We start from the raw sequence: 22,441 nt of genomic DNA on the forward strand, positions 1-22,441 counted from the left end.
CTGGAAGCTGAGTAATGATGTCAAGCTAGTTCAAAAACTAAGACATCAAACTATGATATTTCACCATTGATAGATGAAATAACAGACAGACAAGAGAAAATTACTCTGCTGGTGAAACAGATTAAAGATTTAGAAAGGTGATGATTTGTTGTGGGTAGCGCTCAAAATCCACAAAGCTATGATCCCCGCCCTCTTCTATTGTTTGTGTTGCACCTTGGTACTTATCTACCGCTTGTCGGTAATCCAGAACTTCGTCTTCCGTTTGCTGAAGTAACCAGAAATCACTCGCCTTAGCGATAACCGGAACCTCTAACGCTTTCAGTTCATCGATATGCTTTGTTTCCAGTACATATCGTTCATCTGTGTATGGGTTTACTTGCTCACCTAAATAATCAGCAAGAAGCTCATACGGCTTCACGGCTGGGTTTACAACAACCGCTTTAAAACCATAGTGACTATTCAACCATGTAGAAAGATAGCCACCCAATGAACTACCGACTAACGCTATCTGGTATTGCTCTTTATATTGCTCCACCAGCTGCTGCAAATGAAGTGCAGCTTGCAGAGGGAAACTCGGCAGTTGAGGCGTGATCACCTTAATATCTGCGCGATGTTCAGCGCAATAGTCAGCCATCACCATCGCTTTGTGGGATCGTGATGAACTGTTAAAACCGTGAATATAGAGAAGCAGTGATGGCTTAGCGGTTTGCTGATCAAAGTCCTGCATATTAGTAACCACCGGCATCAAAGTCTGGCGAGAACTGTCCATTAGGCAAGCGACGAACCTGAGTAGTTACCGTGCCATCTTGGTGCAATTCAATCTCTCGCCAGCCTGGAGATAAGGTATCAACCGCAAAGTCGTTCGAGTTTGGTTTAAATTGAACACAAGTCGATGGGGTTGCCATGACTTGTACACCCTGATGATTGCGATTCATGTCTTGATGAACGTGACCACAAAGTACCGCTTTCACATTGGTGTGCTGTTGAACCACACCCCAAAACTGCTCAGCATCTTTCAGGTTATGTTGATCAAGCCACGCACTCCCCACTAGCAAAGGGTGGTGGTGCAGCAAAACCAAGGTGTTACGCTCAGGGAATTCTGTCAGCTTTTGCTCTAGTAGATCAAGTTGTTGATCACTAAGACGCCCATGAGGTACGCCCACCACTTGCGAGTCCAGCATAACCATCTGCCAGTTATCGCCTAGCAAGACATGCTCAACACACTGTATTTGTGGTGATGGCAAAACACTGCCCATATTAGGCTTGAAGTCATGGTTCCCGGGTAGCCAGTAACATGGCTTTTCCAAAGGCTTTATCCCTGACTCAAATTTCTGGTACGACTCAGCACTGTGATCTTGAGAGATATCACCTGTTGCTAGAATCGCTTGATAGTCAAAGCCCTGACTAACAATGCCATCGACTACAGCACGAAAGCTATCTTGAGTGTTGATGCTTAATAAGCTGCCATTGCTCGGCGCAAATAAATGCGTGTCCGTTAGCTGCACAAGCTTAATAGTGCTCTCATCAAATTTTGAAGTGTGTGATAATTCCAAAATAACAAATCCAGATACGTTACTGTTTAGACTTTAAAAGTGTTGTTTAAGTAGGTTCAATTAAAAGTTAATTGGGGTTCGGCTGATACCCGTTTTTAAACAAAACGTTAACCATTCCCCAAGAAATTTATTCAATTGAAATTTCTCGTCCTTTTGCAAAAGTTTAGTGTTGGGGTAGTCATATTTCGCTTTGACTCGCGAAAAATCCCCGCTAGCGCACACTTCTGCAACTCGAGCGTCGTGATATAGCCTGACAGACATTTTTGGCAAAGGAAACACTGGCATCGCGTCACTCTGACATATATCTATTAAAGTGGTGTATTTTGTGACCTCATTCACTGTCAATTGATACACCATGTTAACGGCTTGATAACAGCGAACGTCACCAACCTCATGCCCAACCGGTAACAGAGCGTTAAGTTTGGCATAGTTAGTCTCGTAAACTCGCATCAATTCAGCAAGATCAACATGATACGGTTTTTTGACCGCTATATTTGGCATAACGTTAATCTATCCACTCTGACTGTAATTCTTGGTAGTTCAATTGTAGCCACTGTAGCGCAATGATCGTGGCGCCATTTTCAAACACACCCTCTTTTACTAATTGATAGGCTGCTTCACGGTTCATCACTTGCACACGAATATCTTCACCTTCGTAATCCAACCCGTGCACCCCTTTGGCTGTCGTTGCATCAACACAGCCAACAAAGACGTCGAGCTTTTCTGAGCAACCACCAGATGAAGGGTAATACGAAGTAATAGGCAATACAGATCCGACTTCGACTCCGGCCTCTTCCATTGCTTCACGACGAGCGACGTCTTGTGGTGATTCATCGGTATCAATGATCCCAGCAACAATTTCGTATTGCCATGGATTCTGATGCTCTAAAGCACCGACACGGATCTGCTCGACGATCACGACTTCGTCACGCACAGGATCATAAGGTAGCAAAGCGGCGGCATGTCCACGCTCAAACATCTCACGCTCGATTGGTTGGCTCCAGCCTCCCTCAAACAGCTTGTGTTTAAATGTGTATTTAACCATTTTGAAAAAACCACGAAACAGCGTCTCTTTTGAGACTATTTCCACATCTTGAGGAGTAAACTCATGTCGTTGATTGTCATACTGTTGCATTTGGTACCTCACTAAGTGATCTTTATAGTTTACTCATTGTCCGAGTTAACTACCAAGGATAAGGTTCAACTTTTTATATAAATTTTATAATTAAAGTTAAGTTTTTAAAAATAAATATTGCACAAGTGGACAGTTAAATGTAAAAAAGTGCAAAGTTTCGAGTAAATTACCACCAAACTGGGTTAAACTCTTTTGAAGAAAATTCCATTAAAGGCAGGAATAGGAAAATGAAAAAACTGCTTCCACTATTTATCAGTGCAGCAATCGGCAGCCTGAGTTCGTCAGCTTTTGCTGATACGCTAGCTGAAGTTTACGACCAAGCAAAACAGAACGATCCACAACTTCTTCGTTCAGCAGCGCAGCGCGATGCCGCTTTTGAAGCAGTAACGTCAAGCCGTAGCTCTTTGTTACCGCAAATCAATTTGACAGCTGGATACAACCTTACTCGAGGTGAGACAGACTTAGATTCAGCACCTACTAGAGATAATGACCAAAATGCTCTAACTGCTGGTATTAGCTTTTCTCAAGAACTGTACCAACGTTCTTCTTGGATCACGCTAGATACCGCCGAGAAAAGTGCTCGTCAATCGGATTCAGCGTATGCGGCAGAGCAGCAAGCTCTAATTCTTCGTGTTGCGACAGCGTACTTTGAAGTACTTCGCGCTCAAGACAACCTAGAATTTGTTCGTGCAGAAAAAGCCGCGGTTGCTCGTCAACTAGAGCAAACGAAACAACGCTTTGAAGTAGGTCTTTCAGCAATCACCGATGTACATGATGCGCAAGCTCAGTACGATGGTGTTTTAGCTGACGAAGTTTTAGCAGAGAATACTCTGATTAATAACTACGAAGGTCTGCGTGAGATTACAGGTCAGGAACACTCTAACCTAAGCATCCTAGATACTGATCGTTTCTCAGCTAGCAAATCTTCTGAGTCTGCTATTGCACTTGTTGAACAAGCAGAGCAAAAGAACCTAAGTCTACTTGCTGCGCGTATCTCGCAAGATATAGCTAAAGACAACATCTCCCTACAGAGTTCAGGTCATCTACCATCTCTAACTCTTGATGGTGGATATGACTACACTGATATTGGTTCAAGTGACACTTCTGACGGCACGACAAACAACTTCAATGTTGGCGTTAACTTAAATGTACCTCTATACACGGGTGGTAGCACAACTTCTTTGACTAAACAGGCTGAATACAACTACGTTGCAGCAAGTGAAGATCTAGAAGCAACTTACCGTAGCGTTGTAAAAGACGTTCGTGCATTCAACAACAACATCAGTGCTTCGATTGGTGCTCTACGTGCTTACGAACAATCTGTTGTTTCTGCTCAGTCTGCTCTAGAAGCAACAGAAGCAGGTTTTGATGTAGGTACTCGTACTATCGTTGATGTACTAGATTCGACTCGTCGTCTATACGATGCGAACAAAAACCTTTCAGATGCTCGTTACAACTACATCCTAAGTGTTCTTCAGCTTCGTCAAGCGGTTGGTACACTAAGCGAACAAGACATTGTTGATGTAAACGCAGGTCTAAAAGTAGCAAGTAAGTAATTTCAGATCCTAGTTAAAGGCTCTAACTTGAGTCTTTAATAAAACGATCAAATTACAGATACAAAAATGCCGCTCATTGAGCGGCATTTTTATTGTCGATTGAAAGTGAGATTTACTGTCTAACTAAAAGCTTAACCCCAAAAGACTAGACACTAGCCTCGACCACCTTTAATCGCTTTAATGATTTCAGTCGTAGAGCAACCATCTTCAAAATTAAGTACTTTCACTTCACCACCAGCCGCAATCACTTCCGCGCCACCGGCAATCTCTTCAGGTTTGTAATCACCACCCTTCACTAGAATGCTTGGTAGAACCTCAGAGATCAAACGTTGAGGTGTATCTTCAGAAAACGGAACCACCCAATCAACCGCGCCTAAGCCAGCCAATACCGCCATACGACGATCGGTTGGGTTCACAGGGCGACCAGGGCCTTTCAAGCGTTTTACTGATTCATCCGTATTAACGGCAACGATCAAACGATCACCCAGCTCAGCTGCGTGGTTCATGTAAGAAACATGGCCGGCATGCAGAATATCAAAGCAGCCATTAGTCATAACCACTTTCTCGCCTTTCGCACGAGCACGTTTCACTGCTTCAACCAGTGCTGCTTCAGAGATCACGCCATAGTCGGTGTCTTGGCTACCATGAATCGCTTCCGCTAACTCAATAGTAGACAGTGTAGATGTACCAAGCTTACCCACTACCACACCTGCAGCAGCGTTCGCCAGTGCACACGCCTCATCCAGTGGCTTACCAGCAGCAACGGAAGCCGCCAGTACAGAAATAACCGTATCGCCAGCACCCGTCACGTCATACACTTCTTTCGCTTGAGTCGGCAAATGGAATGGTTCCAAACCTTTGCGAAGTAATGTCATCCCATGCTCACTGCGAGTCACTAACAAAGCTTCGAAATCAAACTCTTCGATCAGTGCGAGTCCTTTCTCTATCATTTCTTCTTCAGATTTAACCTTACCCGCAACCAGCTCGAACTCAGCCATATTTGGCGTAAGCAAAGTCGCACCACGGTAACGTTCAAAGTCTGCGCCTTTCGGGTCAATGAATACCGGAACCTTTGCCGCACGTGCTTTTTGAATAAAACTTTGCACATGCTCCAAGGCACCTTTTGCGTAATCAGATAGGATTACCGAACGTACATTAGGAAGCGCTTGTTCCATGCGAGACAAAACAAGGTCGGGATCCGTGTTCTCAAATTTGTCTTCAAAATCAAGGCGGATTAGCTGTTGTCCTCGGCTCATCACTCGCAATTTAGTAATAGTTGGATAGTCTTCTAACTCAACGAAATCACATTTAACTTTTAGTGCACCTAGGGTGTTTTTTAACACCTCAGCAGGCTCATCTTTTCCAGTCAAACCAACGATATGAGCATGGCCACCAAGAGAAGCAATATTCATTGCTACGTTGGCAGCACCACCAGGACGCTCTTCGTTATTTTCTACTTTCACAACGGGTACAGGTGCTTCTGGTGAAATACGGCCAGTTGGGCCATACCAGTAACGGTCAAGCATTACGTCACCGACAACAAGAACGCCTGATTGGCTGTAGTCAGGTAGAATTGGTTTCATTATGGATCTCCAAAAATCGAATCTGGCTAGAGTCTAGCACACTGATTACAGTGGCTAAACCATATAAAAACTAGCAAACGCTTACTGAAATATAGGCTGTATCATACAAGCGATAACTAAGGTTAAACTTCCATCCACTGCTTCCATGCTTGAACAACATGTTCTCTTTCCATCTCAAACTTCTCAATCGCCACATCCGCATCAAGGTTGAGTAGATTACGGTGATGAATTTCATCTCTTAGCGTTGTATAGACGTTGGTTAATGCCATACCTTGCTGTTCGTCCATAATACCTTGCGACAACAAGCTTTCAAAGATTCGGACATTGTCGCACCAACGGGTAAGCTTAGGTTTCTCGTTGCTGTATCTCAGCACTAGATATTGAGCCAAGAACTCAATATCAGTAATACCACCCGCATCTTGTTTCAGCATGAATCGATCGGCTTTTTTACCGCCTAAATGACCGCGCATTTTTTCACGCATATCGACAACGGACTTTTTAAGCGTCGCTTCATCACGCGATAAGCACAACACTTCATGACGTGTTTTATTAAACGCAGACGCCAGTAGTTCGTCGCCATAAATCATACGAGCGCGAGTCAAGGCTTGGTGCTCCCACGTCCATGCGTCATTGTGCTGATACTCATCAAACGCATCGGTTGGGCTCACAAGTAAGCCAGATGCGCCTGAAGGCCGTAGGCGAGTATCGACCTCATATAAAATTCCGGAAGCGGTTCTGGTCGAGAAAATATGAATAATACGCTGTGCCAATCTTAGATAAAACTGGCGTCCATCAATCTCTTTCTTACCATCAGTATAGATGTGTACCGGACAATCGTGCATGAATACAATATCAAGATCGGAGTTGTAACCCAGCTCCCAACCACCAACTTTGCCATAACCAACCACCGCAAAACCGCGCCCTTCTCGATCTTTCACATGAGTGGGCTCACCGAACTTAGCCGACACTTGCAGCCATGCTTGATTAATACCCGCCTCAACAATCGCTTCCGCTAAATAGGTAAGGTGATCACTGACCTTCATAACAGGTAATGCGCCCGCAATATCCGCGGCAGCAATTCTCAGGATACAAGTCTGCTTAAACTGACGCAGACCTTCCATCTGCTGCTCCATATCGTCTTCAGGAATACGAGCAAGATAATCACGCAACTCTGTTTTGTAGGACTCTAATGGCACAGGATTATAGAGTTGTTGAGGGTCGATAAGTTCATCTAAAAGAATAGGATAACGACCAAGCTGCTCAGAAATCATCGGGCTGGCAGTACATAGGCGAACTAACTGAGTCAGAGCAGCAGGGTGTTCATCAAGCAGCTCTAGATAGGTAGTTCGAGTCACTATTTTTTGTAGCAGATGCAATACTCTAGATAAACCAAACTCGGCATCCTTCGCGGTATACAATGCTTGGAATACTTTAGGCATTAAACGATTGAGCACTTCACGTCCGCGTGGGCCAAGCGTCTTTTTAGCCAAGTCAGCTTTAAACTGGATAATCGTTTTTGCTGCTTCTGCAGGGCTAGCGATTGCAATATCGTGTTCTAGCACTTGCTCAATCACATCCGGCTTATGGGCCATATCCCACAACTCACTAAAGTGACTCGCAATTGGGTTTGCGTCTTCTTCATCAACCCCAATCAAATCTTCAAATACCGTGTGCACGTTCGCCATATGCGCACGGGTCGCGTCAATCAAACCACCCCAATCGGCAAATTGCATTGCTATCGCGAGCTGTAGCTGCTCTTGCTCGTTGTCAGGTAAGGTTTGAGTCTGCTTGTCACCCATCGCTTGCAACAGGTTCTCAAGGCGGCGCAGAAACAGATAGGCATCACGCAAGTGGCCTACCTCTTCACTCTCAAGCAAATTCAGATCGTCAATCGCACTTAGCGTTTCAAGTAGACCTCGCCCGCGAAGGCTCGGTTCACGTCCCCCACGAATCAATTGGAAGACTTGAGCAATAAACTCCACTTCACGGATACCACCAGAGCCAAGCTTGATGTTGTTCGATAAGCCACGACGACGAACCTCGCTGCCAATCATCGACTTCATGCGTCTTAACGATTGAATAGCACTGAAGTCGATGTAACGACGGAACACAAATGGACGTAGCATCTGGCGAAGTTCTTGGTACTGTGGATACATTTCACAGCCCATGACTCGCGCCTTAACCATCGCGTAGCGTTCCCAGTCACGGCCTTGCTCTTGGTAGTAATCTTCCAGCGCAGCATAACTCATCACCAATGGGCCGCTCTCTCCGAATGGACGCAAACGCATGTCGACGCGATAACAGAACCCATCAAACGTTTGTTGATCGAGCGCCTTGATAATGCGCTGCCCTAGGCGAGTGAAAAACTGAGCGTTGGCGATACTTCGTCGCGCACCTTGTGTTTCACCATTTTCAGGGTAAGTGAAAATTAGGTCGATATCCGAAGAAAAATTAAGTTCTCCGCCACCCAATTTCCCCATACCAATGATCAACATAGGCTGCGCTTCACCTTGTTCATTGCAAGGAGTGCCCCACTCTTTACAGCAAATGTCGTATTGCCATTGGTAGGTCTCGAAGATCATCGCCTCAGCCAACATCGATAAATGGCTTAAGCTCTGCTCAAGTTGCCAAGAACCCATAAAGTCGCGCCAAGCAATGTAGGTCATTTCTCGGTTGCGGAATTGGCGCAGCACTCGTTGGCCACTCATTTCATCAGTACAATCAGAAAGTAACTCGGCTAATCGCTCACGATAACCTTGAGCACGTTCATCGCACTTAAGCATGTCAGGTAAAGAACTCGATAAAACCGAATCACGTTGCAGGCATTCACCAATGAAGCCACTCAGACCTAATACGTACTTAAGATCGTCAACAAGTGGCTCAGGCCACGTATTAATAGCTTCACTCTGATGTTCTAGTAAATGCTCAAAAGCAGACTGCGAATGAGTGACGAGCTGAGGAGGCAATGGCATGTTTCTTCCTTGTGTAAGCTATGCGACGAACGTTCGGGTTATCGGTTCTAGTCTTCAATAGTGAGTTTTAAAACTAAGGATCAGTTATACCAAAGTTACGCCAATAAAAAACGCCCACATTAGAAATGTGGGCGTTTTATCTGTCAACTTATTGAGTTAGGCCGATGTCTCTATGAATAAGTCTTTGGGAATAAGACAAAGGCCAAGGATTAAACCTTAAACTGCTTAATCTTACCGTCGAGCTCTTGCGCGTTGCTTTCCATAAGCTGAGAAGTCTCAAGAAGCTCACCAACCACCACGACAGACGCTTCGACAAGCTCACGAACATTGGTTAGGTTGACGCTCATCTCTTCAGCCACACTGCTCTGTTGACCTGCAGCTGTTGCGATTTGGAAGTTCATGTCATTAATTTGGTTTACTTGGCTAACGATACCGTCAAGCTCAGAACCGGCATTCGTCACTAGATCGACACCTTCAGCCGCTTCAACAACACTCTTTTCCATCAGCTCTACCGCAGAGTTAGCGCTGCTTTGTAGGTGACTGATCATGTCTTGAATCTCGACTGTCGCTTGTTGAGTACGCTGTGCAAGGTTACGAACCTCATCAGCCACCACGGCAAAACCACGACCCGCTTCCCCCGCACGCGCCGCTTCAATCGCTGCGTTTAGTGCTAATAGGTTTGTTTGCTCTGAAATGCCTTGGATAGTACCAACAACGCTGCCGATTGAATCAACGCGCTCTTCGACTTGGTTTACCGCTGCTGCAGAAGCTGCGATGTCGGAAGACAACTCGCTCATCTTAGAAACAGATCCTTGAACAAACTTCTGACCGGTCAATGCTTGGCCTGATGCTTGCTCTGTCAATGAAGACGCACTTTGCGCGTGTTCAGCCACGGTTTGCACGGTAGACGTCATCTCGCTCATTGCTGTCGCTAGTTGGTCGATTTCGTTGAACTCTTCTTGAGCCGAATCTTTGGTTTCTGACATGCTGATTGTCATCACTTCCGTCAGAGCAAACAGCTCATCTGAAGAGGCAATCTGAGCTTTAACCATGTCATGCAGCTGGACTCGAGTTTTTTCGAGTTCTCGTGCCACGTCGCCGTATTCATCTTTACAATCCATATGAATTGGCACTGACAGGTTCTTGTCTGCCATGGTTTTGATTGCATCATTTAGGTATTGAGTTTGGCGCAACATAACGCGCGCCGCGGCTAATAGAAGAACCACAAACACAATGATCATCAAGGCTGTTTGCCAAGCCACTTGAACTAGGTAAGTCTCGTAATGCTGCTGTGCAACTTGAGCATTGTTCGTTACTGCAAGTAATGAATCGTAAAACGTGCTCGCGTCCCATAGTTGCTTCGAAATGATCAGAATCGTGCTGAATATCATCAACATGACCATTTTTGGAACGAGACGAACGTCAGAGATTACCCTTTCCCACGGCTTGAATGACAGTTTAGTCATTGTCAGTTCTCCATTAACTCTTATATATTGATGGCTTCTATATCCGCGAGATGGCTATGTCAGTCAAAGTTCGCGATTTATTTTGAGCCTCGTATGAATGTTAAATAGTATCAAAGACACAACCAAGCCGATGAGCTTATTATCACTGATTCTCTCTTTCTTAGCGCTATTTGTGATCTCAGGCTTATTGTTTGCACCGATTGATAAAGAATCGAAACAAGTCCTTATCGGCCTCGATTTTATAATCTGTAGTGTTTTTCTTTTTCAGCTCACGATTGATCTACTCAGATCACAAAACAAGAAAGAATACCTAAAAGTACACTGGATCGATTTCTTAGCAAGCATCCCGATGGTCGAGCCGCTCCGTTTCGCTCGCATTTTTCAGATCTTGCGTGTGATTCTGGTTTTGCGCTCGGGTAAACGCGTTTTCAGAGAGCTATTTCGCAATCGAAAAGAGACCACTCTCGCTTCGATCATTCTGCTTCTGGTCATTCTCTTAACCATAGGTGCAGGAACAATACTTCTGTTAGAGCACAAAGATCCTAATGCCAACATTACCACTGGCCAAGATGCTTTATGGTGGGCTTTCGTTACCATCAGTACTGTGGGCTATGGCGACCACTACCCAGTGACAAGTTCAGGGAAATTGGTGGCGTCTTGGGTTATTATTTGCGGCGTGGGTGTATTCGGTATGATTTCAGGCTTGATTACCTCTTTAATCACCTCTCCCACTCATCATGAGAATCAACGGGCTGAAAACAAAGAGAAGCATCTTGAAAAGATCATAGAGCAACAACAAAAAATCCTCGAACGACTAGAGAAGCTTGAGCAACAAACAAAAAAATAGGGCCGAGGCCCTATTTAGAAATTCATACTTATATTGATACAGGCAGTGAGCTTAATCTTGCCAGTATGGCTCAACTTCGACACTGATTTGGCGAGTCTGCTCCATCGCATGCAGGATAGACACCTCTTGACGAGCCAACCAACGCTCTAGCTGAACCTTCTCATCACCTTCTAACTTCTCAGTTAACGGCTCTAATGTTTTAAGTGCCAGCAAGTCATCAATGCCTTGCACCATATCGGCCCATGGCAAGCGGAAGCTGTTTCGCTCAACGTCATCATATAAACTCGCGAAACCAACGCCAGAATACAGATTACGCATCAAACGGTATTGCTGTTCAATATACGCTTGGCTGGTCATCACTCGCTCTGGCGGGAAAGCTTCCATCAAGTCTGCCCATGTGCGATCGAGTTGCTGCACCGAAAACCATTCGATACCACGCCCCATTTGCTCACGCGCTTTCTCATCTAAGAAAGGTTGCCAGCCACGAGACAAGATCCAACGGCTTAGATCTAACAATAAGCCGGTATAACGAGCAGAGCTAAGCAAAGTCAGCAATTCTTCGCGATCTGGAAGTTGCTCTTGCATCTCTTTGAGTTCAGCGACTAAGAACTTACGCGCATCGAGCTTACGCAGCACGTGGCCTTTGTCTTCGAGCAAATCTTCAAAGTGATCATAGCTTTTCAGCCAGTCGAGCTCTTGCTCAAGCCACTTCAACTCTTGACGTAAAATAGCACTCGCGCGCCTTGGCACGATGCCACCATAAATAGTGAAGGTTTGACGGATAAAACTCAGCGAGTGACTGATCTCATGCAGCGCTTCAATTGATTGGCGCTCGGTGAAGATCTGCTCATGATAGTGCCAATGAGCGAGAGCATGCTCTAAAGATTGAATGAAACACGATTCAACGGTATCACTTTTGTCAGTATCAACTAATGTCAAAGGAGTGACTTCATCTCCTTGATAACCTTGAGCAAGACGATAACCCTTAGCCGCTTTGCTAAGATTGCCTAAACGCATGCCGCCTTGCTCGCAGAATTGACGAGACAATGTAAACAGAGCATCGGTTTGACCTGATTTAAGTTCTAATTCAACTTCGCAAATGGGTTCTTGTAAGCCACCAGACTCAACAAAACCTTGGTCAAATGCCACTTCAACTTGGCTGCCATCAGGCATACCCACAAGCCATTGCTCACGAGTAAAGTTGGTAGAGAACAAAGGCGTCAGCTCTGCTTGTAAGGTTTCAATATCCTTACCTGCTGGCCAAATATCCTCAGGATGTAAGGATAACTTAGGCTCGTTGCTGTCGTGTTCTGCGTTGTATTCTGGTCTTTGATGCAGGCCAGCAACCACACGACCTGCGGTCTTAACGGTTTGTACAAACACGTCATCAAAACGTCGAATGCGCAAGCCTGTATCGTGCTTGCGTAGCCAGTTGTCAGGGGTGTCAAAGTAGATGTTACCTAGCTCGCGACAACTATGCTGAAGTACTTTAGTTTCAGCAATTTTATTGCGTAAAGTCTCTGAAAAATCAGGAGAAACAAAAAACTTCAGTTCTATCTCGGTTTCCATAGTTATACCTTTCTGTGAAGATAGGGACAGGATATTGCCAATTTGAAAAGTCAGCAAGTCAGAAATATCGCCCTTATGATGATCTAAAACAGTTTTAATGAGACATTGATTAGGTTAACATGCGCGACTTTGTAGCCATCGCTTAACATTTCACCATGAATATGGTGTATGTTGTTTTAAGGTTATTATTTATTAGGTTGGATGACCATGCCAGTAAATACAATTATGGGGTTATTTGCAAAGTCCCCAATTAAACCTTTGCAGCGTCACGTAGTATGCGTGAACGAATGTTGTTCTCACCTAGTTAATTTCTTTGAAGTTTCTTCAAAGGGTGACTGGGAGAAAGCTTCTGAAATTCGAGCTCAGATTTCTCACCTTGAGAAAGAAGCTGACGTACTAAAACGTGAAATTCGCCTTAAACTTCCTCGCGGTTTGTTTATGCCAGTTGATCGCACCGACATGTTGGAGCTTTTAACTCAACAAGACAAACTAGCAAACCTAGCGAAAGACATTGCTGGCCGTGTATATGGTCGTCAACTTGTCATTCCTGCTCCAATGCAACAGAACTTCATCGCTTACGTTAAACGTTGTCTAGATGCAGCGAACCAAGCACAAAACGTAATCAATGAATTAGACGAATTGCTTGAAACGGGCTTTAAAGGCCGTGAAGTAACACTCGTTGCTGAAATGATTCATCAATTAGATGTAATTGAAGATGACACGGACGCGATGCAGATCGAATTACGCCAACAATTAATGGCGATTGAAGACGATATGAATCCAGTTGACATCATGTTCTTATACAAAATTCTTGAATGGGTTGGTGGTATTGCAGATCAAGCACAGCGTGTAGGCGCTCGTCTTGAAGTAATGCTTTCTCGATCTTAAATCATACGCTAACTATATAACGAAGAGCATTTTTCAACCAAACCACTTATGCGCTGAGTATTCCTCTCGCTGAGCGGTTTTTTGCGTCTAAATTTGTTCCGCTTGTTATCAAACAACTAGGTATTACGATGGATATCCTTGCTAACTACGGCACTGTCCTGATTATTGTTGCAGCAGCTTTCGGTTTCTTGATGGCTATTGGTATTGGTGCAAATGACGTTGCGAATGCAATGGGCACTTCAGTAGGCTCTAAAGCTCTAACCGTTAAACAAGCGATCATTATCGCAATGATCTTTGAATTCGCAGGTGCTTATCTTGCGGGCGGCGAAGTAACAGACACGATCCGTAAAGGTGTTATCGAAACGTCTCTATTCGCTCATCAACCTGACGTACTTGTGTACGGCATGATGTCTGCACTACTAGCTGCTGGTACATGGTTGCTTCTAGCATCATACATGGGCTGGCCAGTATCAACGACTCACTCAATCATCGGTGCAATCATCGGTTTTGCTTGTGTGTCTGTAGGTACAGAAGCAGTAGACTGGAACAGCGTTCAAGGTATTGTGGGTAGTTGGATTGTCACACCGTTGATTTCCGGCATCTTCGCCTATCTCATTTTTGTAAGTGCCCAACGACTGATATTCGATACAGAAAATCCGTTGTTTAACGCTAAGCGTTTTGTGCCTGTGTACATGTTCATTACGACAATGGTCATTGCACTTGTAACGATCAAGAAAGGTCTTAAGCACGTTGGTCTTCACCTAAGCGGTACTGAAGCATGGTTATGGGCAGCAGGTGTTTCTGCTCTAGTCATGATTGGCGGTTACTTATACATTCAAAAGAAATTTGCTAATCGCGAAGAAGACCATGGCTTTGCTGGCGTTGAAGGTATCTTCAGCGTACTTATGGTTATCACAGCTTGTGCAATGGCATTCGCACACGGCTCAAACGACGTAGCTAACGCGATTGGTCCACTGTCTGCTGTTGTTTCAACGGTTGAACACATGGGTGAAATCTCAGGTAAGAGCACGATCGCATGGTGGATTCTTCCACTAGGTGGTATTGGTATCGTTGTTGGTCTTGCTACCATGGGTCATAAAGTAATGGCGACTGTGGGTACTGGTATTACAGAACTAACACCGAGCCGTGGTTTCGCAGCTCAGCTTGCAACTGCGTGTACCGTTGTTCTTGCTTCTGGTACTGGCCTTCCAATCTCAACCACACAAACATTGGTTGGTGCGGTATTGGGTGTAGGCTTTGCTCGTGGTATCGCGGCACTGAACCTAGGCGTTGTGCGTAACATCGTTGCTTCTTGGATTGTAACGCTACCTGCTGGTGCACTACTTGCAGTTGTGTTCTTCTACGCAATTCAGGCTATGTTTACAATGTAATCGCCTTGACGTTAGTAAATATTAGCGTCAGAAAACGGTGAGCTTCGGTAACGATATGTAAATACCATGTCATTATTGACTCAAACGCACAGAAAGGGAGGCTTTGCCTCCCTTCTTTGTTGCACCGCATAAAGAAACTAAATATTATTTGCTCATTGAGGCTGACTCATACGCCTACCCAATTTGAATCGTTAAGGGATTTACTGTGAAAAAACTGATTAGCTTAGTTTTGCTTGCAATGCTTGCGGCTCCAGCTGCCTTTGCACAAGACCGTTATATTGCTGACAAACTATTTACTTATATGCATTCTGGCCCAAACAACACATTCCGTATCATCGGTAGTATTGATGCTGGTGAAAAGATTACTTACCTTCAAACTAACAAGAGCACGGGTTACACCCAGGTTCAAGATAACCGCGGCCGTAAGGGCTGGGTAGAAAGTAAGTTTGTAAGCACTCAAGAAAGCATGGCTCTGCGCATGCCTAAGCTAGAAAAAGAACTGACTGACGTAAAAGGCAAGCTTGCAAATGCTCGCCAAAGTGCAGACAGCGAGAAAGCTGGCCTAGCGAGCTCTCTAGACTCTCGTAACAAGCAAATTGCTGAACTTGAGCAAAACTACAGCGAGATTAGCCAGCAGCTAACGAGCTCTCAAACAGAGAACCGTGAGCTACGCGCTAAACTAGACACACAAAAAGATGATCTATTGCTTAAGTACTTCATGTACGGTGGTGGTGTTGCTGGTATTGGTCTACTTCTTGGTCTTATCCTGCCACACATTATGCCTCGTCGCAGAAAGTCACCAAACGGCTGGTCGTAAGCTGATCGTTTTATCTGCTTAGCCTACCTTGCGCTAAACAGAATAAATTCAGTATCGAATATCAAAAAGGAGCACCGAGGTGCTCCTTTTTATTTGTCTTGGTTTCTCGTTCAAATATCCACTCAGAGCGAGAGGAAAGCGGATCCCTATTGCACTAGCCTTTCCACTCATACAGAGCCGGGATTTCTATCTTCTGATGATTAAACTCAATGATCACCGATTGTGGTTTAATCTCTAACAACCGAATGTCTTGTCCAATCCAATCTCCCTGCGCCACCTCATGACCGTTCACTTTAACCCAACGTTTCGTTTCACTACTCGAGTACATATGAGTTTGTAAATCTAGCTTTGGTAGAACTCCAGTCAAACTACTGCCATGAGACTCTAACTCGATGACCGGAGATTCCATGCTTTCAGCAGGTCTAGAATCCATTGGCTCAGGAGCGCTTTGTTGATCTTCCATAATAGATTCAAGCTTCAATGCTAAATCAGGTGGTAACTCACTGAGGTCTAGCCCTTGCAGTAAATCACTGTCCGATTGCAACTCATTGCTGCGCTCAGGTGAGCTTGACTGTGGCGATGAAGGTTCGAAGCTCTCAGTGCTTGGCTCAGAATTTAACTCTGGATTTGGCTCAGAAACATCAGTTCGTGCAAACATGACGTTCGAGTCATTCATATCAGCGGCATTGCTGATATTCACTTGGGCGTACACCTCTTTGCGCGGCAATACTTTTAATTCGTTATGTGTGGGTGCTGTACGAATCAAAAATGGCGACTCATCTTGCGTAACTGCCACTGTTTCATTCGTTACTGACGCCTTTGAAGCGGGCGCTTTATCTTCAGACTTAAGAGGCATTGTCTCCGTCGACTGGCTGAGCGCTTGAGCAGAAGAAGTATAAGACTGATAAGCCAGCGTCCCACCGACTAACAAAGAAGGGACTAATAGAAAAAGAAGCCCCATAGCGAGCGATGAACCTTTCTTTTTACTGATCGCCACAGCTGAATTTGGGACATGATGGCTTTGGTAGCCTCTAAGCTCAGATTGTTTGAGCTCTTGCATAATGCGCGACATTAGCTAGCTCCTCCACCGAGTGACATCAGCTTAGGTGAATCCAGTTGAGCCAACCTTTGCAATCTTGCCAATGTACGTTTGCCCGCAATACCGTCCACAGACATCCCCTGCCAAGTTTGAAAGGCTTCGACTTTCATTTTTAATTCATTATCAAACACATCATTTCCTGAAACGACTTCACCTAACACTTCAGACAACAGTAAATCCAATAATGTTACGGCTTCGCCTTGATAACCCTCTTTTAGGGTTTCTCTCAGTGGTTGTTTCCAAATAGCGACATAATCGCCTTGCCACACTTGTTCTAACGAGCGTTTAGGCAACACCAACAACTTATCGTTAATGAGTAACTCAACCGAGTCGTCAGACTCCCCATAAAGCACAGCGAATACAGGCTCTTGATCGAGTTCAAGGTTGAGAACCACAGGTACCCCAAGCTCCAACAGATCAGCTAGGTTGGTCTGTTGTTGCTCACACACGAACACGCTTTGAGGTTCACTTAAACACAAACCATCACGCAAAGAAGACTGATACCCCCATAAGGTATAAAGATCTTTAATCGCAAGAGAACGGTTAGTCCCTTGCATTAAATGCTGTTGAATATCTTGTGGTAGGGCAAACTTTGAAGGCTTCGGCTCTGCTGCTAAGTTAGCTTCTGCCGCTAACTTAGCCGTACCTGCCACCAATGAGCGCTGTGCATGTGCCAGTACTTCGGTTTTAGCTTCGCTTGAAGTGTTAGCTGATATCCATGAATCTATGTATGACGGGGCGAAATTAAAAGTAGTAAAGGCTAAGCCAATGCTTAACGTCGCTAAACCAGCATATTTGAGTAGCTTTGGTGCCACGGTAACTGCGTGCTGTTTTTCAACATGATATACATCGGCCTGAAAGGCCATGATCTGCTGGCACGCTCGGTTGACCGTTTCATTGGAGGGCGCTTGCTCACCATCATGAAAAGCGAGCTGTAGAGCCTTATCACACACCAAATTGATAAGTCTCGGAATACCATGAGTATATTGGGCAATCAGCTTGATAGAACGATTCGAAAACAACATCTGCTCGCCACCCGCCGTTTCCAAGCGAAACGCGATGTACTTGCCAGTCTCTTCAGTATTAAGAGGCAGTAAGTGATAACGACCTGTAATGCGCTGCGCTAGCTGGCGCAATTGTGTTGTTTGTAGATGCTGTTGTAATTCCGGCTGACCAACCAACAGCACTTTTAACAGTTTACGGCTGTCGGTTTCCAAATTGGTTAGAAGGCGTAGCTGCTCCAATACGTCAGCAGCAAGGTGTTGTGCCTCATCGATCACCAATAAGGTTTGAATACCTTCTGCATGGCTATCCAACAAAAAATAATGAATCGCTTGGCTGAGCTGTTTGAGCGATGCTTGTTCAGGGTATTCCACCTCAAACTCATCACAAATAGCTTCTAGTAAATCCGTATTGGAAAACGTAGGGTTGAGTATAAGGCCAGCTTGAGTCTGATTATCGAGTGATGACAACATCGCTTTGGCGACCGTTGTTTTTCCTGTACCTACTTCACCAGTAAGCATCGCAAAGCCCCCACCCTCGCCTAAACCGGCTTGTAGGTTCTGCATCGCTTCTTGATGACGCTGACTCAAAAACAAATAGCGAGAATTTGGTACAATCGAAAATGGCATCTCAACGAAGCCAAAATATTCCTTATACATGTGCTGCCCTATAATTACGATTAATGGAAAGTACCATTGCTCGCAGTAAAGTCCAGCAGTGATAAAACATTTCGAGGTGATAAGTTGCAAATATACGATAGCCTACCAAAAGACAATGGGCTACAGCGCTATCTAGTCGGTGGAGCGGTACGCGATAAGCTACTCAATATTGACAGTTATGATAGAGATTGGGTCGTGGTAGGAAGTACCCCTCAAGAAATGGAAAGCCTTGGCTTTACTGCTGTCGGAAAAGATTTCCCTGTATTCTTACACCCAAAAACCAAAGAAGAGCACGCACTGGCTCGTACTGAAAGAAAATCAGGTTCAGGTTACACGGGTTTCGAGTGTTATTTTGCTCCAGACGTGAGTTTGGAAGAAGATCTGATGCGTCGAGATCTAACGATCAACGCCATCGCTCAAGATGATAAAGGCCAACTTTACGATCCTTACCATGGCCAAAAAGATCTCTCTGATCGTATTCTAAGGCACGTCTCGGACGCTTTTGTTGAAGATCCTCTTCGTGTGCTGCGTGTGGCTCGCTTCGCCGCTAAGCTTCACCACCTTAACTTCACAGTTGCACCTGAAACCATAGTGATGATGAGTGAGATAGTGCAATCCGGTGAACTGGCACACCTCACTGCCGAACGAGTTTGGCAGGAGTGGCATAAATCTCTTGGTACTCCGCACCCTGAAGTGTTCCTTTCTGTACTGAAAGAGTGCGGTGCATTGGCTGTTGTGTTGCCTGAAATTGACGCTCTGTTTGGTGTGCCTCAACCTGAAAAATGGCACCCGGAGATCGACACGGGTATTCACACTCTGATGGTTGCTCAGCAAGCTGCGCTATTAAGCTCATCATTACCAGTGCGTTTTGCAGCTCAAGTGCATGACTTAGGTAAAGGCGTCACGCCAGAAAGTGAGTGGCCAAGCCACAAGATGCATTGCCATACAGGCTTAAAAATCATTAAAAAGCTGTGTGAAAGAGTCAGAGTGCCCAATGAATTCAGAGACCTTGCGTTGTTAGTGTGTGAGCAGCATTCTAATATCCATCGTGCAGGCGAGCTAAAGCCAACCACCTTTCTCAAGGTTCTCAACAAGTTCGATGTATGGCGTAAGCCAGATAGACTCGACGATATACTGCTTTGCTGCCAAGCCGATCATGCTGGCCGTAAAGGGTTAGAAGATCAGCCTTACCCTCAGAAAGCGCGTTTTGAAGTGGCTTACCAAGCAGCGCTTGAAGTCGAAGTGAAATCGATTATTGCTGATGGTTTTCAAGGTAAAGGTATTCGAGAAGAACAAGAGAAGCGCAGAGCTGCCGCAATTGAGAGCGCCCTATTAGAACTCGCAGATAATTAATCGCCAAAGCGCTGATTCTCCGGTATTAAAAAACCCGCTACTAGGCGGGTTTTTCCGTTTCAATCTGTAGGACGAAACATTTGTCTACGTAAGTCTAGTGCTACTGCATCATCAAGAAAGCAAATAGACCAAAACCTAGAATCAGGCGGTAGATAACAAACGGTGTCATGCCCATACGTGAGATAAGCTTCAAGAAGAAGTGAATACAGATATAAGCACTGATGAAAGAAACCACGATACCCGTTAGCAAAGTGCCAACATGGATAGGGTCACCACTGGTCACTAACTTAAGACCCAAATAACCACCAGCCAAAGTGATGATTGGGATAGACATCAAGAAAGAGAATCGAGCCGCCGCTTCGCGTGTGAAACCTAGGTAAAGCGCTGCGGTAATGGTTGCGCCAGAGCGAGACGTACCTGGGATGATCGCCATTGCTTGAGCAAGACCAATAAACAGCGCCTTTTTCCAACCCGCTTGGTATTCGTCATCACGCAGGCTTGAGTTCTTATCCACCCACCATAGCAACAGACCAAAAATAATCGTTGTCGTAGCAATTACCCACGCACTGCGCAAATAAAGCTCAACAATATCTTTCATCAACAAACCAAAGATACACGCTGGAATCGTCGCGAGAATGATCATCCACGCCAGCTTTGCTTCTTTACTGCGATCGCCTTTAAACACGGAACCAAAGAATGCACTCAACAGAGAGACCACTTCTTTGCGGAAATAGATAACTACTGCGGCCAAAGTACCAACGTGGACAGCCACATCAAAGGCCAAGCCTTGATCTTCCCAACCTAATACAGCAGAAGGAAGGATTAAATGTGCAGAACTGGAAATAGGTAAAAACTCAGTAAAGCCTTGCACCAACGCCAACATAAACGCTTCAAAATAACTCATTACTTACCTTAAAAATTATAGTTTTATATCTACGACAGAGAGCGAGTCTAATTGCTGCATCTTCTGCCATATTTCACTGACGGTTCTTCCATCTTGCGGGATCACTCTTGCAGGACAGAGATCATAAAGTGGTTGTGTTACAAAAGGATATTTATAGATATCACTGCGTGGCAATTCTGGTTCGCTTTCAGAAACCACGTCTCCAAACAGCACAATATCAAGATCGAGCTTTCGGTCTTGAAGTTTATGAGCATCTTGAGAGCGACCCCATTTAAACTCAATTTTACGAAGTTGCTGTGAAAATTCAGTCAATGAGAGTGATGTGTCGAGCTCTATCACAAAGTTATAAAACGAATGGCTTTCAAACCCTACAGGCTCACAGTGATAGATCTTAGAGCATTTAAGGTCAGTCCCTAACGATTGAAGCTCTGTCCATGCCACCCTTGCATGCTTGTCGCGGTCTATGTTCGTGCCAACACCAACATAGGCTATTGTCATGCTTGACCTCGTTCGATGATCACACCGACTGCTTTTGCTTGTGGCACTGCGCCAGGCTTCGCTAAACGGATTTTAATCCAAGGCACTGAGAACTGAGTCATGATTAGTTCAGCCACTTCTTCTGCCACACGCTCAACCAATAGGAATCGGCCATTCGCAATATGATCCAGCACAGCAGTACTAACCGTCGAGTAGTCCAAAGCATCAACCACATCGTCACTTTTACCCGCTGGGCGATTGTCATGAGCCATTTCAATATCAAGCACAAGTTTTTGTTTAATCTCTTGTTCCCAATCGTAAACACCGATCGTTGTAATTACTTCTAGCTGTTCAATGAAAACTTTATCCAGTGCCATGACTTGTCCTTTTAGAGGTCGGATACCCATATTGGGGAAAAAAACGTATTATTTGCGTAATTCCGGATATGATATCAATTACTCTGGGATTGAGCATTATTTTCCCATCGTTAGGCTTATAACCGTTAAGGACAGACATGACCCCTTTGGCTCTCATCATGATCATTGCTGCCTATTTGCTAGGTTCAATCTCGAGTGCGGTCTTGATATGCCGAGTTTTAAGGCTCCCTGATCCCCGAACGGTAGGTTCTAACAACCCTGGAGCAACCAATGTTCTGCGCGTTGGCGGTAAAGGCGCAGCAGCTGCCGTCCTTTTGTGTGACATGCTTAAAGGTACCATTCCAGTATGGCTTGGCTACTACCTCAATATCGACTCGATCATTTTAGGCGTCGTGGCGATAGCGGCGTGTCTTGGTCATATGTACCCAATATTCTTCCACTTTAAAGGTGGTAAAGGCGTTGCAACGGCACTCGGAGCCATCGCCCCAATTGGATTCGATCTAACGGGAATGATCATGGCGACTTGGTTGGTTGTGGCATTTTTGTTTCGTTACTCTTCTTTAGCGGCACTGGTTACTGTGTTGCTCGCACCTTTCTACGCTTGGTTAGTCAAACCACAATATACGCTGCCAGTAGCGATGCTGTGTTGCTTGATTGTGTTGCGTCACCATCAGAATATCCGCCGCCTTCTCGATGGCAGCGAGCCAAAGCTCGGACAAAAAAAATCGGCTTAAACTGTCATGTCTAAGCCGAACTATTTTTAAACCGAGATACGTTTAAACCAACGCAAGCC

General features: G+C 45.0%; 20 protein-coding genes. 7 read left to right on the forward strand and 13 right to left on the reverse strand.

Translation table 11 applies throughout. The annotated features are described in order from the left end of the window. Positions 1–121 precede the first annotated feature (121 nt). Genes yqiA through nudF form a run of 4 tightly spaced genes read right to left on the reverse strand, consistent with a single transcriptional unit; the run spans position 122 to position 2,688 of the window. The gene (gene yqiA, locus ED652_RS01450) at positions 122–727 is read right to left on the reverse strand and encodes an esterase YqiA (protein WP_102472837.1); all 606 of its coding nucleotides are present in this window, start codon (positions 725–727) and stop codon (positions 122–124) included. A 1-nt stretch (position 728) separates the two neighbouring features. After that, entirely contained in the window at positions 729–1,553 is an 825-nt protein-coding gene (gene cpdA, locus ED652_RS01455; RefSeq protein WP_122053262.1) for a 3',5'-cyclic-AMP phosphodiesterase, read from the reverse strand. 60 nt (positions 1,554–1,613) lie between these two features. Further along, on the reverse strand, positions 1,614–2,054 hold the full coding sequence (locus ED652_RS01460; RefSeq protein ID WP_076673946.1) for a DUF1249 family protein: 441 nt from the start codon (positions 2,052–2,054) through the stop codon (positions 1,614–1,616). A gap of 4 nt (positions 2,055–2,058) precedes the next feature. Continuing rightward, complete coding sequence (gene nudF, locus ED652_RS01465; RefSeq protein WP_076673948.1) at positions 2,059–2,688, reverse strand: ADP-ribose diphosphatase; 630 nt, start codon at positions 2,686–2,688, stop codon at positions 2,059–2,061. Between the two features lie 227 nt (positions 2,689–2,915). On the opposite strand from nudF, the gene tolC reads away from it, so the two are divergent. Further along, positions 2,916–4,244 (forward strand): outer membrane channel protein TolC, encoded by a 1,329-nt coding sequence (gene tolC / locus ED652_RS01470; RefSeq protein ID WP_102466851.1) that lies wholly within the window; start codon positions 2,916–2,918, stop codon positions 4,242–4,244. A 152-nt stretch (positions 4,245–4,396) separates the two neighbouring features. On the opposite strand, the gene hldE is transcribed toward tolC, so the two are convergent. From hldE to ED652_RS01485, 3 genes are all read right to left on the reverse strand, one after another. Further along, positions 4,397–5,827 (reverse strand): bifunctional D-glycero-beta-D-manno-heptose-7-phosphate kinase/D-glycero-beta-D-manno-heptose 1-phosphate adenylyltransferase HldE, encoded by a 1,431-nt coding sequence (gene hldE / locus ED652_RS01475; RefSeq protein ID WP_122053263.1) that lies wholly within the window; start codon positions 5,825–5,827, stop codon positions 4,397–4,399. A 122-nt stretch (positions 5,828–5,949) separates the two neighbouring features. Beyond that, positions 5,950–8,799, reverse strand: a complete 2,850-nt coding sequence (gene glnE / locus ED652_RS01480; RefSeq protein ID WP_122053264.1) for a bifunctional [glutamate--ammonia ligase]-adenylyl-L-tyrosine phosphorylase/[glutamate--ammonia-ligase] adenylyltransferase — start codon at positions 8,797–8,799, stop codon at positions 5,950–5,952. A gap of 209 nt (positions 8,800–9,008) precedes the next feature. After that, a complete protein-coding gene (locus ED652_RS01485; protein ID WP_102327053.1) occupies positions 9,009–10,265 on the reverse strand; it encodes a methyl-accepting chemotaxis protein in 1,257 nt (418 codons plus the stop codon). Between the two features lie 97 nt (positions 10,266–10,362). On the opposite strand from ED652_RS01485, the gene ED652_RS01490 reads away from it, so the two are divergent. Then, complete coding sequence (locus ED652_RS01490) at positions 10,363–11,112, forward strand: potassium channel family protein (protein ID WP_122053265.1); 750 nt, start codon at positions 10,363–10,365, stop codon at positions 11,110–11,112. 51 nt (positions 11,113–11,163) lie between these two features. On the opposite strand, the gene ED652_RS01495 is transcribed toward ED652_RS01490, so the two are convergent. Continuing rightward, the gene (locus tag ED652_RS01495) at positions 11,164–12,681 is read right to left on the reverse strand and encodes an inorganic triphosphatase (RefSeq protein WP_017106844.1); all 1,518 of its coding nucleotides are present in this window, start codon (positions 12,679–12,681) and stop codon (positions 11,164–11,166) included. Positions 12,682–12,888: 207 nt separating this feature from the next. Here ED652_RS01495 and ED652_RS01500 point away from each other — a divergent pair, with 207 nt between their 5' ends. The 3 genes from ED652_RS01500 to ED652_RS01510 all read left to right on the forward strand — a co-directional run bounded on the left by ED652_RS01500 (position 12,889) and on the right by ED652_RS01510 (position 15,777). Continuing rightward, complete coding sequence (locus ED652_RS01500) at positions 12,889–13,569, forward strand: TIGR00153 family protein (RefSeq protein WP_029224734.1); 681 nt, start codon at positions 12,889–12,891, stop codon at positions 13,567–13,569. A 128-nt stretch (positions 13,570–13,697) separates the two neighbouring features. Then, positions 13,698–14,960, forward strand: a complete 1,263-nt coding sequence (locus tag ED652_RS01505; protein WP_017084749.1) for an inorganic phosphate transporter — start codon at positions 13,698–13,700, stop codon at positions 14,958–14,960. A gap of 205 nt (positions 14,961–15,165) precedes the next feature. Further along, complete coding sequence (locus tag ED652_RS01510; protein ID WP_122053266.1) at positions 15,166–15,777, forward strand: TIGR04211 family SH3 domain-containing protein; 612 nt, start codon at positions 15,166–15,168, stop codon at positions 15,775–15,777. A 154-nt stretch (positions 15,778–15,931) separates the two neighbouring features. Here the strand turns inward: ED652_RS01510 and ED652_RS01515 are convergent, their stop codons facing one another. Both ED652_RS01515 and ED652_RS01520 read right to left on the reverse strand, forming a co-directional pair. After that, positions 15,932–16,849, reverse strand: coding sequence for a general secretion pathway protein GspB (locus ED652_RS01515; RefSeq protein WP_122053267.1), 918 nt, complete (start codon positions 16,847–16,849; stop codon positions 15,932–15,934). Further along, entirely contained in the window at positions 16,849–18,537 is a 1,689-nt protein-coding gene (locus ED652_RS01520) for an ExeA family protein (RefSeq protein ID WP_174214614.1), read from the reverse strand. Before ED652_RS01520 ends, ED652_RS01515 begins: the two co-directional genes overlap by 1 nt. A 36-nt stretch (positions 18,538–18,573) precedes the next feature. On the opposite strand from ED652_RS01520, the gene ED652_RS01525 reads away from it, so the two are divergent. Continuing rightward, a complete protein-coding gene (locus ED652_RS01525; RefSeq protein WP_122053269.1) occupies positions 18,574–19,890 on the forward strand; it encodes a multifunctional CCA addition/repair protein in 1,317 nt (438 codons plus the stop codon). 100 nt (positions 19,891–19,990) lie between these two features. Here ED652_RS01525 and ED652_RS01530 read toward each other — a convergent pair whose 3' ends face one another. Genes ED652_RS01530 through folB form a run of 3 tightly spaced genes read right to left on the reverse strand, consistent with a single transcriptional unit; the run spans position 19,991 to position 21,648 of the window. Further along, a complete protein-coding gene (locus ED652_RS01530) occupies positions 19,991–20,794 on the reverse strand; it encodes an undecaprenyl-diphosphate phosphatase (RefSeq protein WP_004735967.1) in 804 nt (267 codons plus the stop codon). A gap of 15 nt (positions 20,795–20,809) precedes the next feature. Next, on the reverse strand, positions 20,810–21,292 hold the full coding sequence (folK, locus tag ED652_RS01535; RefSeq protein WP_017106849.1) for a 2-amino-4-hydroxy-6-hydroxymethyldihydropteridine diphosphokinase: 483 nt from the start codon (positions 21,290–21,292) through the stop codon (positions 20,810–20,812). After that, a complete protein-coding gene (folB, locus tag ED652_RS01540; protein WP_004735969.1) occupies positions 21,289–21,648 on the reverse strand; it encodes a dihydroneopterin aldolase in 360 nt (119 codons plus the stop codon). The genes folK and folB overlap by 4 nt, the downstream gene beginning before the upstream one ends. A 137-nt stretch (positions 21,649–21,785) precedes the next feature. Between folB and plsY the strand changes: the two genes are divergently transcribed. Continuing rightward, positions 21,786–22,382, forward strand: a complete 597-nt coding sequence (plsY, locus tag ED652_RS01545; RefSeq protein ID WP_004735970.1) for a glycerol-3-phosphate 1-O-acyltransferase PlsY — start codon at positions 21,786–21,788, stop codon at positions 22,380–22,382. The last annotated feature ends 59 nt before the right edge of the window (positions 22,383–22,441 follow it).

The organism is Vibrio sp. Evd11, from assembly GCF_900382755.1.
Classification (GTDB): Bacteria; Pseudomonadota; Gammaproteobacteria; order Enterobacterales; family Vibrionaceae; genus Vibrio; species Vibrio lentus.

Excerpts from the sequence above, each read along its gene's own strand:
- yqiA (WP_102472837.1), bottom strand. The coding sequence starts at position 727 with ATGCAGGACTTTGATCAGCAAACCGCTAAGCCATCACTGCTTCTCTAT.
- ED652_RS01460 (WP_076673946.1), bottom strand. The coding sequence starts at position 2,054 with ATGCCAAATATAGCGGTCAAAAAACCGTATCATGTTGATCTTGCTGAA.
- nudF (WP_076673948.1), bottom strand. The coding sequence starts at position 2,688 with ATGCAACAGTATGACAATCAACGACATGAGTTTACTCCTCAAGATGTG.
- tolC (WP_102466851.1), top strand. The coding sequence starts at position 2,916 with ATGAAAAAACTGCTTCCACTATTTATCAGTGCAGCAATCGGCAGCCTG.
- hldE (WP_122053263.1), bottom strand. The coding sequence starts at position 5,827 with ATGAAACCAATTCTACCTGACTACAGCCAATCAGGCGTTCTTGTTGTC.
- glnE (WP_122053264.1), bottom strand. The coding sequence starts at position 8,799 with ATGCCATTGCCTCCTCAGCTCGTCACTCATTCGCAGTCTGCTTTTGAG.
- ED652_RS01485 (WP_102327053.1), bottom strand. The coding sequence starts at position 10,265 with ATGACTAAACTGTCATTCAAGCCGTGGGAAAGGGTAATCTCTGACGTT.
- ED652_RS01490 (WP_122053265.1), top strand. The coding sequence starts at position 10,363 with ATGTTAAATAGTATCAAAGACACAACCAAGCCGATGAGCTTATTATCA.
- ED652_RS01495 (WP_017106844.1), bottom strand. The coding sequence starts at position 12,681 with ATGGAAACCGAGATAGAACTGAAGTTTTTTGTTTCTCCTGATTTTTCA.
- ED652_RS01500 (WP_029224734.1), top strand. The coding sequence starts at position 12,889 with ATGCCAGTAAATACAATTATGGGGTTATTTGCAAAGTCCCCAATTAAA.
- ED652_RS01505 (WP_017084749.1), top strand. The coding sequence starts at position 13,698 with ATGGATATCCTTGCTAACTACGGCACTGTCCTGATTATTGTTGCAGCA.
- ED652_RS01515 (WP_122053267.1), bottom strand. The coding sequence starts at position 16,849 with ATGTCGCGCATTATGCAAGAGCTCAAACAATCTGAGCTTAGAGGCTAC.
- ED652_RS01520 (WP_174214614.1), bottom strand. The coding sequence starts at position 18,537 with ATGTATAAGGAATATTTTGGCTTCGTTGAGATGCCATTTTCGATTGTA.
- ED652_RS01530 (WP_004735967.1), bottom strand. The coding sequence starts at position 20,794 with ATGAGTTATTTTGAAGCGTTTATGTTGGCGTTGGTGCAAGGCTTTACT.
- folK (WP_017106849.1), bottom strand. The coding sequence starts at position 21,292 with ATGACAATAGCCTATGTTGGTGTTGGCACGAACATAGACCGCGACAAG.
- folB (WP_004735969.1), bottom strand. The coding sequence starts at position 21,648 with ATGGCACTGGATAAAGTTTTCATTGAACAGCTAGAAGTAATTACAACG.
- plsY (WP_004735970.1), top strand. The coding sequence starts at position 21,786 with ATGACCCCTTTGGCTCTCATCATGATCATTGCTGCCTATTTGCTAGGT.